The organism is Paracoccus mutanolyticus (assembly GCF_003285265.1).
GTDB lineage: Bacteria > Pseudomonadota > Alphaproteobacteria > Rhodobacterales > Rhodobacteraceae > Paracoccus > Paracoccus yeei.
On sequence record NZ_CP030239.1, the window covers coordinates 3205403 to 3222211 of the forward strand.

Consider the following 16809-nt stretch of genomic DNA (forward strand, 5'->3'; position numbering starts at 1 on the left):
CTTTTCGAAATTTGTTGTGGGCAATTTTGCGGGGCGATATGCGGCCCAGCATGAAACATCTCGACACCATCATCCTGGGCGCGGGGGCCGCCGGGCTTTTCTGCGCCGGCTCCCTCCTCGAGCTTTCCGGCGCCGCCGCGCGGCCCGAGGTCCTGGTCATCGACCACGCCCGGGCTCCGGGCGAAAAGATAAGGATTTCAGGGGGCGGGCGCTGCAACTTCACCAATCTGGCGACCAGCCGGGAGCGCTTCCTGTCGGGCAATCCGCGGTTCTGCGCCTCGGCGCTCGCGGGCTATCGGCCCGAGGATTTCACCGCGCTGGTCGACCGCGCGGGAATCGCCTGGCACGAAAAGACGCTGGGCCAACTGTTCTGCGACGGCAGCGCGCGCCAGATCGTCGACCTGCTGCTGGACGGATGCGCGGCGCGCAGCTGTGGCTGGGGACCAGCGTCGAGGCGATCCGGCAGGTGGACGGGCTGTTCGAGGTCGCGACCAGCCGGGGCACCGTGCGGAGCAAGCGGCTGGTGGTGGCGACGGGCGGCCGCTCGATCCCCAAGATGGGGGCGACCGGCCTGGGCTACGAGATCGCCGCGCAGTTCGGGCTGGGCCTTGTCGAGCCCCGTCCCGGGCTGGTGCCGCTGACCTTCGCGGTCCAGGACCTGGAGCGGCTGCGGCCGCTGGCGGGCCTGTCGGTCCTGGCCGAGGTCAGCCACGGCCAGGGCCGCGCGGCGGCCCGTTTCCGCGACGGGCTGCTCTTCACCCACCGCGGCCTGTCGGGCCCGGCGATCCTGCAGATCTCCAGCTTCTGGCGGCCCGGAGAGGATATCTCGGTCGATCTGCTGCCGGGCCAGGACCTGGGCCAGCTGCTGCGCGCGCAGCGCGGGCAGGGCGGCCGCGTCGCCCTGGGCACCGCACTGGCACGCCATCTGCCGGCCCGGCTGGCCGATGCCATCCTGGACGAGCTGGGCGGCGCGGCCGCGCGTCTGGCGGACCAGCGCAACGCCGATCTGGACCGTCTGGCCGAGCGCGTGCATCGCTGGCGCCTGCGGCCCGTCGGGACCGAAGGCTGGCGCACCGCCGAGGTCACGCTGGGCGGCGTCGATTGCCGCGTCCTGAACGCGCGCGACATGCAGGCCAGGACCGTGCCCGGGCTTTACTTCATCGGAGAGGTGGTGGACGTGACCGGCTGGCTGGGCGGCTACAACTTCCAATGGGCCTGGGCCTCGGCCCATGCGGCCGCCCGCGGCATCGTCGCCGAAGCGGCGCTCAGCCCATGACGGGCTCGGCCTTGGCCAGCGCGTCGAACCGCATCAGCGAGGCGACGAGCGCCGGCATCTTTTCCAGCGGGATCATGTTCGGACCGTCCGAGGGCGCGTTGTCCGGGTCCTCGTGCGTTTCGATGAAGACGCCGGCCACGCCCAGGGATATCGCCGCCCGTGCCATGACCGGCGCGAATTCCCGCTGGCCGCCCGACGAATTGCCCTGCCCGCCGGGCTGCTGCACGGAATGGGTCGCATCCATGATGACCGGCCAGCCGGTGCGGGCCATGATCGGCAGGCTGCGCATGTCGGCGACCAGGGTGTTGTAGCCGAAGCTGACGCCGCGTTCGGTCAGCATGATGCCCTGGTTGCCGGTCGAGGCGACCTTCTGCGCCACATTCGCCATGTCCCAAGGGGCAAGGAACTGGCCCTTCTTGATGTTGACCACAGCGCCGGTTTCCCCGGCGGCGAGCAACAGGTCGGTCTGGCGCGACAGGAAGGCCGGGATCTGGATCACGTCGACCACCGCCCCGGCGGCGCGGGCCTGGGCGATGTCGTGCACGTCGGTCAGGACGGGGCAGCCGATGCGGGCGCGCACCTCTTCCAGCATGCGCAGCCCGTCCTGCATGCCGACGCCGCGCCGGCCCGAAAGCGAGGTGCGGTTGGCCTTGTCGTAGCTGGCCTTGAAGACGAAGCCGGCGCCGGCCTGGGCGCAGGCGCGCGACATGGTTTCGGCGATACCCAGCGCGTGGTCCAGGGTTTCAAGCTGGCAGGGACCGGCGATGACGGCCAGCGGCAGGTCGTTGCCGAAGGTGACGTTGCCGACGTTGACATGGTTCATGAGGACACCTGTTCGCGCAGGATCGAGGCGGTCAGCGACAACATCAGGTAGATGCCGGCAAAGATCAGGAAGGCCACGATCGTGTTCTGGAGAGCCTTGGGATAGGTTGCCTCGTCGGGGGCGACGGGGGCAATCGACAGGGCGAGATAGCGCACCTGCTTGTTCGCCTCGATCCGCGCGTTCTCCATCTGCGCGGCGGCGGCGGCAAGAAGTTCCTGCCGGGTGACGAGATCGGATTCGGCGATGCGGATCTCGCCCGAGATGGTGGCGAGCGAGCCCCGGACGTTGTTGCCTTCGGTCAACTGGCCGCGCGTCTCGTCCAGCATCGCCTCGAGCCGCGAGATGTCGCCCTGCACGCCCAGCACGCGGCTGCGGTTGGGCACCTCGTTCGCCTGCAACTGGCCCAATTCCAGCTTTTTCGCGGCAAGCTGGCGTTCCAGTTCGGCGATATGGCCCATGATGACGCTGCCTTCGGCCACGGGGTCAAGGACCCCCAGCTTTTGCTGCAATTCCTGCACGCGGACCTGGGCCTGCTGCACCTTCGCCTCGGCGTCCTGATAGCTTTCGACCGCGCCCTTCATCTGATCCTCGCGCAGGCGGGCGGTCATCTGGTCCACCTGGCCTTCGGCATACTTGATCAGCGCCAGCGAGAACTGCTCGCTGAGCTTGGGGTCGGGGGCGATCACCTCCATGTTGATGACGCCTTCGGTCGGGTCGTAGCCCAGCTTCACCGAGTTTCGGTACAGCTTGTAGGCCTGTTCGTTGGTCGCGTCGGGCGGCAGGCGCAGGATCGGGTCGATGGACTCGTCCTGGAAGGCCTGCTTGAACCCCAGTTCGCGATCCAGCCGCAGCATTGCGTCGCGCGAACTGAGATAGCTTTGCACCGCGACGGAATCGGGGTTGGTCGCCAGCTGCGTTCCGCTGAACAGCCCGCCCAGCCCGCCCGAGCTGGCCTTTTCCGCCTGCTGGATCTGAAACTGCGATTCGGTGGCGTAAAGCGGCGTCGCGACGTTGAAGTAGTAATACCCTGCAAGCAGCGTCGGCCGGCCGACAACGCCTTGCAATCCCATGACCTTCATCAGTCGCTCCACCGTGCAGCCGGGCGATGTCGCGCTGGTGCGGATGATTTCGGCGGCGCCATCCTCGGTCAGCGCCGTCGCGCGAGGGCAGGTTGGTCTGGCCGGGCGGGATCGGCACGATTTCGGTACCGCGGCGGCGGCCTTCGCGCTTGGTCGGAACCGGCATCGTATTGGCGCGGGATTCCTGCAGGGCGCGGGCGCCTTCCTCGGACAGGACCTGGCCGACCGAGGCGCGGTGGAACGGGTCGATGCCGCGGTCGCGCAGGGCGACGACGGCCTCGTGATCGCTCGACACCTCGATCTCGTGCATGGCGGCAATGCGGCGGGCCATGCGGAGCTGGCGGCCGGTCAGGTTTTCGGCCCGGACCGCGGCAAGCCGCTCCTCCATTCCGGGCTGGCCCTGGGCGGCCTTGGGCGCGGCGCCGGGAAAGCGCATGCCGCCGAAGCCGTCCTCGTCCGGGGGCGGAGCGAAAAGCTGCGAGGGATCGGCCGCGACCCGATCGCGCGCCGAGCCGGCACTGGGGGCGTTGTCGCGTTTGCGGACGCTGATCTGGACCTTCCGGGCAATCTCGACCGCACCAGGGCTGCGCTTGACCGAAAGGACCGATTCCTCGCGGCTGGTGCGGAAGACGCGCGCCTTAGGAGGTGTAGTCATAATATTGTTTCGCCTCTTCCAGCGTTTCGAACTGATAAAGCTTTCCGTCGCGCAGAACGGCGGCGGAGCTGCAGAATTTCTCGATCGTATGGGCCTGGTGGGACACCACCACCACGGTCGCGGACTTGAGCCGGTCGTAAAGCACCGCCCCGGCCTTGCGGTTGAATTCGACGTCGGTCGTGGTCGGCATGCCTTCGTCGATCAGGTAAAGGTCGAATTCAAGCGCCAGCATCAGCGAGAAGGTGAAGCGCGAGCGCATCCCGGCGCTGTAGGTGCCGACGGGCCGGTCGAAATACTCGTCGAGTCGGTCAGCCATCGGCAGAACGCCTCGACATAGTCGGTATCGACGCCATAGATGCGGGCGATGAAGCGAGCGTTTTCGTTCGCGCTGAGCTTTGCGGTGATGCCGCCCATGAAGCCCAGCGGAAAGGACACCCGGCAGGTGCTGCGGATGGTGCCCTCGTCCGGCTTTTCCAGCCCGCACATCATGTTGATCAGCGTCGTCTTGCCGGTGCCGTTCGGCGCGAGAATCCCCATCGAGCGGCCCAGTTCGATCCTGAAGGAGGCGCGGTCCAGGATGACCTTGCGCTGCGTGCCCGTCCAGAAGGACTTTGACACATTATCGAACTCGATCATTCCGAAGCCTTCGACAAGCGCCCGACGCGAGCCCGGCACAATCCGGACGCGCCTGGGCCAAGAACCAACAACCCGGCCGCCAGGGGCTGCCGCGCTGCACCGCGCGACCTTATGCGCCCTCCGCGATGCTGTCTACCTTGGCCGAGAGTGGCTTAAACTATCGTGAACGGGAACGGGGTTTTTCGCGGTCATTTCATTCTTATTTTCAGCGCATGGACCTTGTCGAACGGATTTCCGCCTGCCGGCTGTGCGCGGCGCGCTTTGCCGCGACCGCGACGCATCACGCGCCCCGGCCGGTGGCCTGGTTCCGACCGGGCGCGTCGATCCTGATCGTGGGGCAGGCGCCAGGCATGCGCGTCCATCTTGCGGGGCGGCCCTTCGCGGACCGCTCGGGCGACCGGCTGCGCGAATGGATGGGCGTCGACAGCGCGGTCTTCTACGACCGCCGCCGCATTGCCGTCGTCCCGATGGCCTTCTGCTTTCCGGGCTACGACGCCAAGGGCTCCGACCTGCCGCCGCCGCCGCTGTGCGCCCAGACCTGGCGCCGGGAGGTGCTGGAGACGCTGCAGCCGCGCCTGACCCTGCTGGTCGGCGGCCACGCCCAGCGCTGGCATCTGGGCGCGCGGAACGGCGTCACACAGGCGGTGAAGCAGTGGCGCAACCACGCGCCCGCAATCTTTCCCTTGCCTCATCCGTCCTGGCGCAATACCGGCTGGCTGAAACGCAATCCCTGGTTTCAGGCCGAACTGGTGCCCGCGCTGCGCCTGGCCGTGGCCAGAACGCTGGAAAGCCATGATGACGCCTCTGGATTCGCTGTGCCCGATCCCCTTCCATGATGCCGAGCCGCCGGCCCGCGCCCGCGTCCTGTCTCGGCTGGCCGACACGGAACTGTTCGCCGCCCTGGTCGAGGAGCCCGCCGGCGACCGGGCCGAACTGCGCATCTTCGACCTGCCGGGCGGGTCGGTGGCGCTGGCCTGCGACACGCAGGACCGGCTGGCGGGCTTTCTGGACGGGCCGGTCGCTTACGTCGGCTTGCCGGGCCGCGTCCTGGCGCAGGCGCTTGTGGCCGAGGGGCGGGGATTGCTGGTCAACCCCGGCCATCCCTCCGAGATGCTGCTGGCGGCGTCGACGCTGGCCTGGCTGCTCGCCTCGCTCGAGGCGCGGCCGAGGCTTGCCCCGGACGAGGCGCCGCGCCTGATCCATGCCCCCGCGCCCGAGGCGGTCGCCATCCTGGCCGAGCCGGTGGCCCAGCGGCTGGGCGACATGGCCGGGCTGGCGGGCTGGGCGGCGCTGTCGCTGTTCGAATGGGAGGACGGGCAGTCGGGGCACGTCTTGGTCCTGGGCAAGGTCCCGGACAGGCACCGCGACGCCGTGGCGAAGGCCTTTGCCGAGCTTTTCGCCTTTTTGCCCGAGATCGAGGGCGGACTGGACCTGGCCTTTTCCGACCGCGCCCCTGCCGCCGGGGCGCTGGTCATCGAGGTGCCCACGCCCGTTGAGGAGGCCGCGCCGCGTCGCGACCCCAAAGCCCCGCCCCGGCTGCGCTAGGGAGGCCGGCGGCAGCCCGCCGAGGGCACGGTGATCCGCATGATTCCGACACGCCGAATCGCAAAAACCCGCCCCAGGGGGCGGGTCTTAGCGTGGTCACGCAATCTTGAAGGATCGCGAGGTCAGGCGCCCCAGTGACGGACGGGACCGCAGTCCATGTGCACGAAGTTCGAGCGCGAGTACTTGCCGACGCCACCTGCCTGGCAGGCCGCAGCAGCCTTGTACATCTGTCCGACCGAGCGCGATTTCAGGCGCAGGTCGGCAGCCTTGCCCACCATGTGCAGCGAGTTGCGCGCCACGCCCGAGGACCGCGAACGCAGCATGGCGTTGGTCTTGGGCGAGCGATAGCCCGACAGCATCATGTAGGGTTCGTTGGTCTGCAGCAGCCGGTGCGAGGCTGCGGCGATGTCGACGGTGCGCGGGTCGATCCCGATCACCTGGCCCGTGCGCCAGTCGCGCATGAACACGTTGATTTCATTCAGGGCGTCGCGGATATACTTGCCTTCGACCCAATAGACGGTGTCGATGCTTTCGCCCGTGCGTCCCGAATACATGCGGATGCGCCGGATGTCGCCCGCACCGCGTATCAGTCCGAAGGCATTGGCCATAACCGGCGCTGCTGCCACCGTCGTCGCCGCGAACACACCAAGGATGCCGCGGCGCGAGATAGTTTCAAACGTCATGTCAGATCGCCTGTCCTGCTTCGTTTGTTTTGCCGGTCCTCTGCCCGGCAGGCCTCGGGTTTACCCGAAACTGATTAAGAATATGTCACCAGCGCGCGAGCGGAGGGAAGCTTTTGATTCCTCCGACGGCGAACATCCGCCATGTTCGGCGATAATCCGCCGACAGGAAAGAGCGGCGGGAACGCAACTGCAGGTTTTGTCCGGCGGCGTGCCCGGCGTGCATCACCACCGTGGGAAATATGGCGCGCCTTCTGGTGCGCGGGTTGCGGCTGGGGCACACTTCAGGGAAGACGAACCAAAGGATAATAAGGTGAAAATCGCTCGGCTGATTCGCGCTTCGGTTGTTTATGCTGCGATTGCCGTTGCGCTTACCGGCGATATGGCGCTGGCGCAAAGCGCGGTTGCCACGCTGCCTGCGCCGCGCCTGAGCTTTTCGGCAGACGAGATGCGGCTGGCCGGCCGGGTCGCGGGCAACCCCGGCCTGGCCGATTTCTACGGCACGAACGGATTGCAGCCGATCTTTACCGGGGCCGAGGCGACCGCGCGTCGCGCCGCGCTGATCGAGGCGGTGGGGCAGGCGGCCAGCCATGGTCTTCCCCAGGCGCGCTATGGCCATGATCTGCTGGTCAGGCTGGACCAGGCGCCGCAGGACTGGCTGACCGCAGAAATCGCCTTCGCCCTGGCCTTCGCGCGCTGGAGCCACGACATCACCGGCGGCATCCTTGAACCCGGCAAGGTGGAATCCGGCATCAAGCGCAAGGTCCAGCGTCCCTCGACGGGCGAGATGATGCGCGCCTTTGCGGCGGCGCCGGACCCAAGGGCCTGGCTGGCCGCGCTGCCGTCGCGCGATCCGCGCTATCTGGCGCTGCAAGCGGCGCTGTCGCACGAAGCCGGGATGACTGCGGCCGCCGACGTGGCCCCGGTCCCCGAGGGCAGCTGGCGCGAGGGGATGACCGATCCCGCCGTCGGGCTACTGCGCGCCCGGCTGCGGGCGCTGGGGCTGGATGCGCCCCCGCTGGGCGATCCGACCACCTTCGATCCGCCCCTGGTCGATGCGGTCGCCCGCTTTCAGCGCCAGGCGGGGCTTGCCGACGATGGTGTCGCCGGCCCCAGGACCGTGGCGCGGCTGAACCGCGGCCCCGGCGCCGAATCCCGGAGCATCCTGGTCGCGCTTGAACGGATGCGCTGGATGCACGGCCACGACCCGCTGGCCCGCCAGGTCTGGGTCAACCTGCCCGAGTTCACAGCCCGGATCCTGGAGAACGGCGAAGAGCGTTTTGCGACCCGGGTGGTGATCGGCAAGGCGGACCCGTCCTATGAGACGCCCGAGTTCACCGAGCCCATGAAATACATCGTGGTGAACCCGCGCTGGAACGTGCCGCGCTCGATCACGGTCAAGGAATACCTGCCGCGCCTTCAGGCGAACCGGAACGCGGTGCGCCATCTGGACGTGGTGGACGGACGCGGCAATGTCATCCCGCGCGAGCGGATCGACTTTCGCCGCTACACGGCCGCGAACTTTCCCTATCGGATGCGACAGAAACCCAGCGCGACAATGCCTTCGGCGTCGTCAAGTTCATGTTTCCGAACCCCTGGAACATCTATCTGCACGACACGCCGACCAAGCACCTGTTCAACGAAAGCCGCCGCGCCTATTCGCACGGCTGCATCCGGGTCGGCCGGCCCATCGACCTGGCCCATGCGCTGCTGGAGGGCCAGTTGAGCGATCCCGAGGCTGCCGTCTCGAAGGCCCTGGGCACCGGGCGCGAGACCTATCTGAACATCCGCGGCGACCTGCCGGTGCATCTGGTCTTTTCACCGCCTTCCCGGACGAGTCGGGCCAGATCCGGCGTTTCCCCGACATCTACGGCCGCGATGCGCTGGTCCATGCCGCGTTGATCAAGGCCGGAATCGACAGCAGTCTGGATTCTGCGGTCGCGGACGATTAGATCATCCCTAACCAAGGGGGATGCCTGATGACAGTGACCATTGCCGAACTCGCCCGTGCGCTGGATGCCAGGCTGTGGGGCGACGGAAGCCTGACGGTGCACGGCGCCGCCGAGGCGGGGCAGGCGCAGGACGGGCAGATCGCCCTGGCCACCACTCCCGCCTATGGCGAGCGCTTGCAGCCAGGCGGCGTCGCGCTGCTGGCCGAGGGCATGGACCCCGAGGCCCTGGGCCTGCGCGCGGCCATCCTGGTCGGCCGGCCACGGCTGGCGATGGCGGGGCTGACCAGGGCGTTCGATCCGGGGCCGGGGATCGCCCCGGGCATTCACCCCAGCGCCGTGATCGACCCCACGGCCCAAGTCCCCGAGGATGCCGCCATCGGCCCCTTCGTCGTGATCGGCGCCGGGGTCCGGCTGGGGCAGGGGGCGCGCATCGCCTCGCATGTCTCGATCGGGCGGGACACGGTGATCGGGCGGGACGTGCTGCTGCACCCGGGCGTGCGCATCGCACATGGCGTCAGGATGGGCGACCGGGTGATCCTGCATCCTGGCGTGTCCATCGGCGCGGACGGGTTTTCCTTTGTCACCCCCGAGACGTCGGGGGTCGAGGAGATCCGCCACACCCTGGGCGAGCGGCACGAGATCCGCCAGCAGCACTGGACCCGCATTCATTCGCTGGGCGGGGTCGAGATCGGCGACGATGTCGAGGTGGGCGCAAATTCCACCATCGACCGCGGCACCATCCGCGCCACCCGCATCGGCCGGGGCACCAAGATCGACAACCTGGTCCAGATCGGCCACAATTGCACCGTGGGCGAGGATTCCATGCTGTGCGGCCTGGTCGGCGTCGCGGGCTCGGCCCGGATCGGCAACCGTGTCGTGCTGGGCGGACAGGTCGGGGTTTCGGACAATATCTTCGTGGGCGACGATGTGATCGCCGGCGGTGCCACCAAGATCTTTACCAACGCGCCCGCCGGCCGTGTGCTGCTGGGCAGCCCCGCCGTCAAGATGGAAACCCATGTCGAGGCGCAAAAGAACATCCGCCGCCTGCCGCGGCTTTATGCGCAGGTGGCAGAGCTTCGCGAAACTGTTAAGAACTTGTTGGAAAAGCGCCCCGAGGCCGGCAAGGGCTGATTGGAGACCGAAATGACAGACGTGCGCGACCGCATCATCCAGATCATCGCCGAACAGGCCATGCTGGAGCCTTCCGAACTCCGGCCCGAGCTGTCGCCGCAGGAAATCGGCATCGACAGCCTGGGGCTGGTCGAGTCGATCTTTGCCATCGAGGAAGAGTTCGACATCTCTGTCCCCTTCAACGCCAACGAGCCCGAGAAGTCCGAGTTCGACATCTCGACGCTGGGCTCGATCATCGCGGCCGTCGAAAAGCTGGTCGCTGAAAAGGCATGAACGCCAAGAAGACCAAGGGCGACAAGCCCGCCAAGACGGACCCGAAGGCCGGCAAGGTCAAGGGCAAGGTGAAATCCGCGACCTCGCGCGCGCGGACGCTGCTGGGGCGGGTCATCATGGGCCGGCACGCCAGCGGGCTGCGCCGGGTCGCGATCACCGGCATGGGCACGATCAATGCGCTGGGGCGCGACGTGCCCTCGACCTTCGAGGCGATGCGCGAGGGGCGCTGCGGCATCGGCCCGCTGGAGTTCCGCGACGTGGACCGCCTGACGGTCAAGATCGGGGGGCAGGTCCGGGACTGGGACCCCGAGCTGTACTTCAACCGGCAGCAGATCGTGCTTTACGACAAGTTCACCCAGTTCACGCTGCTTGCGGCGCGCGAGGCGGTCGAGCAGTCGGGGCTGGTCTTTGAGGGCGAGCTGGGAATGCGTTCGGGTGTGGTGCTGGGCACCGCCGCCGGCGGCATGAACACCTGGGACGAGAATTACCGCACCGTCTACGAGGAGGGCAAGAACCGCGTCCATCCCTTCGTGGTGCCCAAGCTGATGAACAACGCCGCCTGTTCGCACCTGAGCATGGAATACGGGCTTCAGGGCCCCAGCTTTACCGTGGCCACCGCCTGCGCGAGTTCGAACCACGCGATGGGCATGGCCTTCAACATGGTGCGTTCGGGCGCGGCGACCGTGATGCTGACCGGCGGGTCCGAGGCGATGCTGTGCTTTGGTGGGGTCAAGGCCTGGGAAGGGCTGCGGGTCATGTCGAAGGACGCCTGCCGGCCGTTTTCCGCCACCCGCAACGGCATGGTCCAGGGCGAGGGCGCGGGGGTCTTCGTCTTCGAGGATTGGGAGCATGCCGTGGCGCGCGGCGCCGACATCCTGGCCGAAGTGGTGGGTTTTTCCATGTCGGCCGATGCGCAGGACATCGTGATGCCCTCGGCCATCGGGGCGCAGAGGACGATCAGCAACGCCATGCTGGACGCCCATATGCGACCCGAGGAGGTGGGCTATATCAACGCCCATGGCACCGGGACGGCGGCGAACGACAAGACGGAATGCGCCGCCGTGGCGCATGCCTTCGGCCATCACGCGGACCGGCTGATGATCTCATCGACCAAGCCGATGATGGCCATCTGATCGGCGGTACCGGCGTGGTCGAACTGCTGGCCTGCATCATGGCGCTGCGCGACGGCGTGATCGCACCGACCATCGGCTATGAGGAGCCCGACCCGGAATGCGCGCTGGACGTGGTTCCGAACCAGGCGCGCGAGGCGCGGGTCGAGGCGGTTCTGTCCAACGCCTTTGCCTTTGGCGGGCTGATCGCGGTGATCGCGCTGCGCAAGGTCTGGGAGGGGGCAGGGGCGCTGCCCTTCGGCGCGTGCCGCGCCTCACCCCGGGGTATTTGGAAAACGGTGAAAAACGATCCGAGGCACGGGGTTTTCACCGGGCCCGGGATGGCCTATCTGCGGGATCGAAGCGAAGGAAGGCACCCATGGCGAAGATTACCTATATCGAGCACAACGGCACCGCCCACGAGATCGACGTGAAACCCGGCATGACGGTGATGGAGGGCGCGCGGGACAATGGTGTGCCCGGCATCGACGCGGATTGCGGCGGCGCCTGCGCCTGTTCCACCTGTCACGTCTATGTCGCCCCGGAATGGGTCGACCGCCTGCCGCCCAAGGACCCGATGGAGGAGGACATGCTGGATTTCGCCTGGCAGCCCGATCCAGCCCGCTCGCGCCTGACCTGCCAGATCAAGGTGACGCCGGACCTTGACGGGCTTGTGGTGCAACTGCCCGAGCGGCAGATCTGACCGATGGCCCTAATCCGCGTGCTCCGATACCGGAGCATGGGAGCGCAGGATGCCGTTGATGAATTCGTCGAAGACGATGCGGGTCAGCAGTCGGCTGGAGCGGGAATCGCCGTGCAACCAGGGGTCGAACGAGCGCGTCGTGAAAAGCGTGTTCGCGCCCTTGACCAGGGCATGCAGCACCAAGAGCAGATCTTCAGGTCCGTGTCCTTGGCCAGATGCCAGGTCGCGCATTTCGGTCAGCTTGCGCAGGAACAGTTCGCGCATCGACAGCGTATAGCGGTGCAGGGTCCCGTCCTCGGCCATGGGTTGGTTCAGGCCCTCTGACAGCAGGCGGAACAGGGCGGGGTTGCGTTCGGCCCATTCGCCATAGCCTTCGGCCAGCGCCCGGAGTTGCGAGACGGGATCCTGCGAGTCCGTTTCCAGCACACCTTCGCGCAGGGCGTCGTTCAGCAGGATCACGCCCTGATAGATCAGGCCGTCGTAGATCGCTTGGGGCGAGGCAAAGATCTGCTGCGCATCCTTGAGGTCCACCTTGGCCAGGCTGGCAAGGGCCGCGACGGAGTCGGGCAATCTGCCCGTGCGGTCCAGGTGTTCCTTGGCGGCCATGACCAGCGTCTGATAGAGATTGCCCTGGCTCGCCATCTGACGTTCCTGAAACGGGTTAAAAAACAGGGTAATCCTAACACAGTTCCGCAGGTGCGGAACCGTGTTTTTCGACAGGCGCGATTTTCGTTCAGGCGTCGGCGCGCGACTGGCGCTTGTGTTCGTGCGGGTCGAGGTATCGCTTGCGCAGGCGGATGTTCTTGGGTGTGCCTCGACCAGTTCGTCATCGTCGATATAGGCGATGGCTTCCTCCAGCGACATGCGCACCGGGGGCGTCAGGCGCACGGCTTCGTCGGTGCCCGAGGCACGGACGTTGGTCAGCTTCTTGCCCTTGAGCGGGTTCACTTCCAGGTCGTTGTCGCGGGAATGCTCGCCGATGATCATGCCCTGATAGACCTGTTCCTGTGCGCCGATGAACATCTTGCCGCGCTCTTCCAGGTTCCACAGCGCATAGGCCACGGACACGCCGTCCTCCATGCTGATGAGCACGCCCTGGCGGCGGCCCTGGATCGGGCCCTTGTAGGGCGCCCAGCTGTGGAAGATGCGGTTCAGCACGCCATTGCCGCGGGTGTCGGTCATGAACTCGCCCTGATAGCCGATCAGCCCGCGCGAGGGGACATGGGCGACGATGCGGGTCTTGCCGTGGCCGGCGGGCTTCATCTCGACCAGGTCGCCCTTGCGGTTGCCGGTCAGCTTGTCGATGACGGCGCCGGTGTATTCGTCGTCCACGTCGATGATGGCTTCCTCGATCGGTTCCAGGCGCTGGCCGTCCTCCTCGCGGAAGATGACGCGCGGGCGCGAGATCGACAGTTCGAACCCTTCGCGGCGCATGTTCTCGATCAGCACGCCCATCTGCAATTCGCCCCGGCCCGAGACCACGAAGGCGTCGCCGCCGGGCGTGTCCTCGACCTTGATGGCGACGTTGGTTTCGGCCTCTTTCATCAGGCGTTCGCGAATGACGCGGGATTGGACCTTGTTGCCATCGCGACCGGCCAACGGGCTGTCGTTGATGCCGAAGGTCACGCTGATGGTCGGCGGATCGATGGGCTGGGCGGGCAGGGCGGTTTCGATATCCAGCGCGCAAAGCGTGTCGGCGACGGTCGCCTTGGACATGCCGGCAAGGCTGACGATATCGCCCGCCACCGCCTCGTCAATGGGCGTCTGCGTCAGGCCGCGGAAGGCGAGAACCTTGGAGATGCGGAACTGTTCGATCCGTTCGCCGTCGCGCGACAGGGCCTTGATGGTGTCGCCCGCCTTCGCGCGGCCGGCCTCGACCCGACCGGTCAGGATGCGGCCGATGAAGGGGTCGGCGCCCAGGGTCGTCGCCAGCATCTGGAAGGGCTCGTCCTGACGCGCGACCTGTTTCGGCGGCTCGACGTGGCGTAGCACCAGGTCGAACAGTGCCGACATGTCCTTGCGCGGGCCGTCCAGCGACTCGTCTGCCCAGCCGCCGATGCCCGAGGCGTAGATATGGGGAAAGTCCAGCTGCTCGTCACTGGCGCCAAGGTTGGCAAACAGGTCGAACACCTCGTCCAGCGCCTTGTCGGGCTCGGCCGCAGGCTTGTCGACCTTGTTCAGCACGACGATGGGGCGCAGCCCCAGTGCCAGCGCCTTGGATGTCACGAATTTCGTCTGCGGCATCGGACCTTCTGCGGCATCGACCAGCAGGCAGACGCCATCGACCATCGACAGGATACGCTCGACCTCGCCGCCGAAGTCGGCATGGCCGGGGGTGTCGACGATATTGATGCGGGTGCCCTTCCTTTCGACCGAGGTCGCCTTGGCAAGGATGGTGATGCCGCGATCGCGTCGATGTCGTAGCTGTCCATCGACGCGCTCGGCGACGGCCTGGTTTTCGCGGAAGGAACCCGACTGTTTCAGCAATTGGTCGACCAGGGTGGTCTTGCCGTGGTCGACGTGGGCGATGATCGCAATATTGCGGATATCCATGGGGGGCTGGCCTTTGAATTGATTGCGGCCCCCCTAGCGCAGCGAGGGCCGAAATGCCAGCAACAATCGCCCATGCGCCTAGCGCAGCCCCAGCATGCTGAGGATGAAAAGCACCACGACGACAAGTCCGACGAGGTAGATGATCGAGTTCAAGGCCAATTCCCCCTGCTGGCGCGGCGTTGAAAAGCGCCGCGATTTCATGGTCGTGCGGGACTAACCCCGGCCCGGTGGATCGGGTTCCCGGACGTGTCAGCGGCCGCGCGCCAGGGACTCGATCAGCCCGCGCACGCCCGACAGGTCATAGCCGGCGCCAGCCGCCGTATCGAGCAACGTTGCCGTCGGTTCAAGCCCCGCGCGCGTCAGCGCCCAGAGCACGGTCGAACGGTTGCCCGAACGGCAATAGGCCAGCTTGCGGCCGGGCAGGGCCAGCGCCTCGGCCTGAGCCTCGACCATGTCGGGGGTCAACTCGCCCGGCACGAAGGGGATTTCGCGATATTCCATGCCGGCGGCCTCGGCCGCGGCGCGCATCGCGGTGCTGTCGGTGTCGGGGCCGACCTCGGCATCGGGGCGATTGTTGATCAGGACGCGAAAGCCGGCTTGGGCAAGGGCCTGCAGGTCCTCAGGCTGGACCTGCGGGGAAACCGAAAGGTCCGGGGTCAGTTGGCGCAGGTCCATGAAGGTCTCCTTGAGGTTCCGCGACGGGGCGACCCTCTGACGGATCACCCCCTTTGCGGCCGCTGTCAAGCTGTCGGTCCTAGGCGACGGGGCAGTTTTCCTCGACCAGCAGGGGCAGGGTGGCGTAATCGTCGAAATGCTGGACAAAGCGCATCTGCTCGATGGCGCCCTTGCGATAGCCCCGGGTGTAAAGAAGGAACGGGACATTGGCGTTTTCGGCGCATTCGGCGTCGAATTCGCTGTCGCCGACATAAAGCCCCCGAGGCTGCTGGGGATGGGCGCCAAGGGCTGCGAAGGCCGCATGCAGCGGTGCCGGGTCCGGCTTGCGCTGGGGCAGGGAATCTCCGCCGATGACGATCGAGAACAACCCCGAAATCCCGAAGTGATCCAGGATCGCCCGGGTCGGCCCCATGGGCTTGTTCGTGCAGATCCCCAGCGGATAGCCCCGGTCGGCCAATTGGCCCAGAGCCTCGGGCACATGAGGATAAAGCCGCGTCAGCGCTGTCGCCTGATGATAGCGCGTCATGAAGGACGCAACCAGGTCCCGGTGCGCCTCGAGCGGCAGGCTGGTCGCCGCGATCACCCGGCGCCACAGCAGGTCGACGCCGCCGCCGATGAAGCTGCGCACCTGGTCCAGGGTCAGCGGCGCCGTCTTGTTCAGCCGCAGCACCGCATTCACAGCGGCATGGATGTCGGGGGCGCTGTCGATCAGTGTTCCGTCCAGATCAAAGACAACGGGGCAAGGGGCAAGGCAGGTGTTCATGAGGCTTTCCATTTGATCGAGCAGCCCATCGACGCGATCTGCTCGCGCGGACCTTGTTCGGTTTGCGCGACCAGCGCCATAGCTTCGAAAAGATCCCGGCGCACATCCAATGCCGCCGGCGCGCGCCCCGAGGCGTCCAGCCGGCCGCGGTATTGCAGTTCAAGATCGGCATTGTAGCCAAAGAAATCCGGCGTGCACTCCGCGCCATAGGCACGCGCGACATCCTGGGTTTCGTCATACAGATAAGGAAAGGTGAAGCCGTGCTTCAGCGCTTCGGCCTTCATGTGCGGCGGCGCGTCCTGGGGATATTCGCTGATGTCGTTGGCCGAGATCGCCACCACGCCGATCCCCAGCGCCTGCAGATCGCGCGCGTCCCGAGTGATCCGGTCGATGATCGCCTGGACATAGGGACAATGGTTGCAGATGAACATGACGAGCGTACCGCGAGACCCGGCGATTTCCGCCAGGCTGTGAAGGCGTCCGTCGGGGTCCGGCAAGGTGAAATCGGGTGCGCGCGCCCCGAAGTCGCAAACTGGTGGTCTGACCGCCATCCGTCCTCCCGGTTTTCATGCTGGTCGACGGTAGCAGGTCAAGCGCGGGTTTGAGAGAGCTTGCAGACTGTGTTTGGGCGAAAGTATGAGGTTTTGGAAGTTACTATACATAATTCTCATTATCTATGTTCTTGCTGTGGTCGGGGTGGATTCAAGATTGAAGTGCGACTTTTTAGCAAAAACAATGTGTTGCTCAAAGGAGGATTCGCATGCCCCGCTCCTATGTCCATCTCAGCCTTGAGGAACGCCGCAAGATCGCGCGCTGGCACGAGGCGATATCTCCAGCTTCCCAGATTGTGGACGGCCTCGGTTGGAACGGTTCGCACAAGCTTGCGCGCCTCTGCCAGCGTCCCAGATTGTGGACGGCCTCGGTTGGAACGGTTCGCACAAGCTTGCGCGCCTCTG

13 protein-coding genes and 6 pseudogenes are annotated in these 16809 nt (G+C 66.5%); 10 read left to right on the top strand and 9 right to left on the bottom strand.

What is annotated here, in order from left to right:
- Window positions 1-50: 50 nt before the first annotated feature.
- Window positions 51-1276, top strand: a pseudogene (locus DPM13_RS17475) (NAD(P)/FAD-dependent oxidoreductase).
- On the opposite strand, the gene kdsA reads toward DPM13_RS17475, so the two are convergent.
- The 3 genes and pseudogenes from kdsA to DPM13_RS17490 all read right to left on the bottom strand — a co-directional run bounded on the left by kdsA (window position 1266) and on the right by DPM13_RS17490 (window position 4469).
- Window positions 1266-2099 carry a 3-deoxy-8-phosphooctulonate synthase gene (kdsA, locus tag DPM13_RS17480; RefSeq protein WP_112888502.1) on the bottom strand — a complete coding sequence of 278 codons (834 nt, stop codon included), beginning with the start codon at window positions 2097-2099 and terminating at the stop codon, window positions 1266-1268. The pseudogene DPM13_RS17475 and the gene kdsA overlap by 11 nt on opposite strands.
- Complete coding sequence (locus DPM13_RS24175) at window positions 2096-3178, bottom strand: hypothetical protein (RefSeq protein WP_223252141.1); 1083 nt, start codon at window positions 3176-3178, stop codon at window positions 2096-2098. The genes kdsA and DPM13_RS24175 overlap by 4 nt, the downstream gene beginning before the upstream one ends.
- Before the next feature lie 638 nt (window positions 3179-3816).
- Window positions 3817-4469 (bottom strand): annotated as a pseudogene (locus DPM13_RS17490) (ABC transporter ATP-binding protein).
- Window positions 4470-4681: 212 nt separating this feature from the next.
- On the opposite strand from DPM13_RS17490, the gene DPM13_RS17495 reads away from it, so the two are divergent.
- Together DPM13_RS17495 and DPM13_RS17500 are read left to right on the top strand one after the other, a co-directional pair.
- Complete coding sequence (locus DPM13_RS17495; RefSeq protein WP_112888503.1) at window positions 4682-5305, top strand: uracil-DNA glycosylase family protein; 624 nt, start codon at window positions 4682-4684, stop codon at window positions 5303-5305.
- Window positions 5262-6014, top strand: a complete 753-nt coding sequence (locus DPM13_RS17500; RefSeq protein ID WP_223252142.1) for a hypothetical protein — start codon at window positions 5262-5264, stop codon at window positions 6012-6014. The genes DPM13_RS17495 and DPM13_RS17500 overlap by 44 nt, the downstream gene beginning before the upstream one ends.
- Before the next feature lie 122 nt (window positions 6015-6136).
- On the opposite strand, the gene DPM13_RS17505 is transcribed toward DPM13_RS17500, so the two are convergent.
- Complete coding sequence (locus DPM13_RS17505; RefSeq protein ID WP_028719008.1) at window positions 6137-6697, bottom strand: YcbK family protein; 561 nt, start codon at window positions 6695-6697, stop codon at window positions 6137-6139.
- Window positions 6698-7142: 445 nt separating this feature from the next.
- Here DPM13_RS17505 and DPM13_RS17510 point away from each other — a divergent pair.
- From DPM13_RS17510 to DPM13_RS17530, 7 genes and pseudogenes are all read left to right on the top strand, one after another.
- Window positions 7143-8078, top strand: a pseudogene (locus tag DPM13_RS17510) (peptidoglycan-binding protein); the annotation flags it as partial.
- A 20-nt stretch (window positions 8079-8098) separates the two neighbouring features.
- Window positions 8099-8353, top strand: a pseudogene (locus DPM13_RS25425) (L,D-transpeptidase family protein); the annotation flags it as partial.
- Between the two features lie 63 nt (window positions 8354-8416).
- Window positions 8417-8596: a hypothetical protein gene (locus DPM13_RS24180; RefSeq protein WP_223252665.1), complete on the top strand. Its 180-nt coding sequence runs from the start codon at window positions 8417-8419 to the stop codon at window positions 8594-8596.
- A 77-nt stretch (window positions 8597-8673) separates the two neighbouring features.
- Window positions 8674-9777 (top strand): UDP-3-O-(3-hydroxymyristoyl)glucosamine N-acyltransferase, encoded by a 1104-nt coding sequence (locus DPM13_RS17515; protein WP_112888504.1) that lies wholly within the window; start codon window positions 8674-8676, stop codon window positions 9775-9777.
- A 12-nt stretch (window positions 9778-9789) separates the two neighbouring features.
- Window positions 9790-10050 carry an acyl carrier protein gene (locus tag DPM13_RS17520; RefSeq protein ID WP_028719011.1) on the top strand — a complete coding sequence of 87 codons (261 nt, stop codon included), beginning with the start codon at window positions 9790-9792 and terminating at the stop codon, window positions 10048-10050.
- Window positions 10051-10187: 137 nt separating this feature from the next.
- Window positions 10188-11392, top strand: a pseudogene (locus DPM13_RS17525) (beta-ketoacyl-[acyl-carrier-protein] synthase family protein); the annotation flags it as partial.
- 146 nt (window positions 11393-11538) lie between these two features.
- On the top strand, window positions 11539-11862 hold the full coding sequence (locus DPM13_RS17530; RefSeq protein WP_028719013.1) for a 2Fe-2S iron-sulfur cluster-binding protein: 324 nt from the start codon (window positions 11539-11541) through the stop codon (window positions 11860-11862).
- Between the two features lie 9 nt (window positions 11863-11871).
- On the opposite strand, the gene DPM13_RS17535 is transcribed toward DPM13_RS17530, so the two are convergent.
- The 5 genes and pseudogenes from DPM13_RS17535 to DPM13_RS17555 all read right to left on the bottom strand — a co-directional run bounded on the left by DPM13_RS17535 (window position 11872) and on the right by DPM13_RS17555 (window position 16404).
- Entirely contained in the window at window positions 11872-12504 is a 633-nt protein-coding gene (locus DPM13_RS17535; protein WP_112888505.1) for a hypothetical protein, read from the bottom strand.
- 91 nt (window positions 12505-12595) lie between these two features.
- Window positions 12596-14415: pseudogene (gene typA, locus DPM13_RS17540) on the bottom strand (translational GTPase TypA).
- Window positions 14416-14664: 249 nt separating this feature from the next.
- Window positions 14665-15090, bottom strand: coding sequence for a TIGR01244 family sulfur transferase (locus tag DPM13_RS17545; protein WP_112888506.1), 426 nt, complete (start codon window positions 15088-15090; stop codon window positions 14665-14667).
- A 79-nt stretch (window positions 15091-15169) separates the two neighbouring features.
- Window positions 15170-15853 (bottom strand): phosphoglycolate phosphatase, encoded by a 684-nt coding sequence (gene gph, locus DPM13_RS17550; RefSeq protein WP_028719017.1) that lies wholly within the window; start codon window positions 15851-15853, stop codon window positions 15170-15172.
- Complete coding sequence (locus DPM13_RS17555; protein ID WP_112888507.1) at window positions 15850-16404, bottom strand: thioredoxin family protein; 555 nt, start codon at window positions 16402-16404, stop codon at window positions 15850-15852. The genes gph and DPM13_RS17555 overlap by 4 nt, the downstream gene beginning before the upstream one ends.
- Window positions 16405-16809 lie beyond the last annotated feature (405 nt).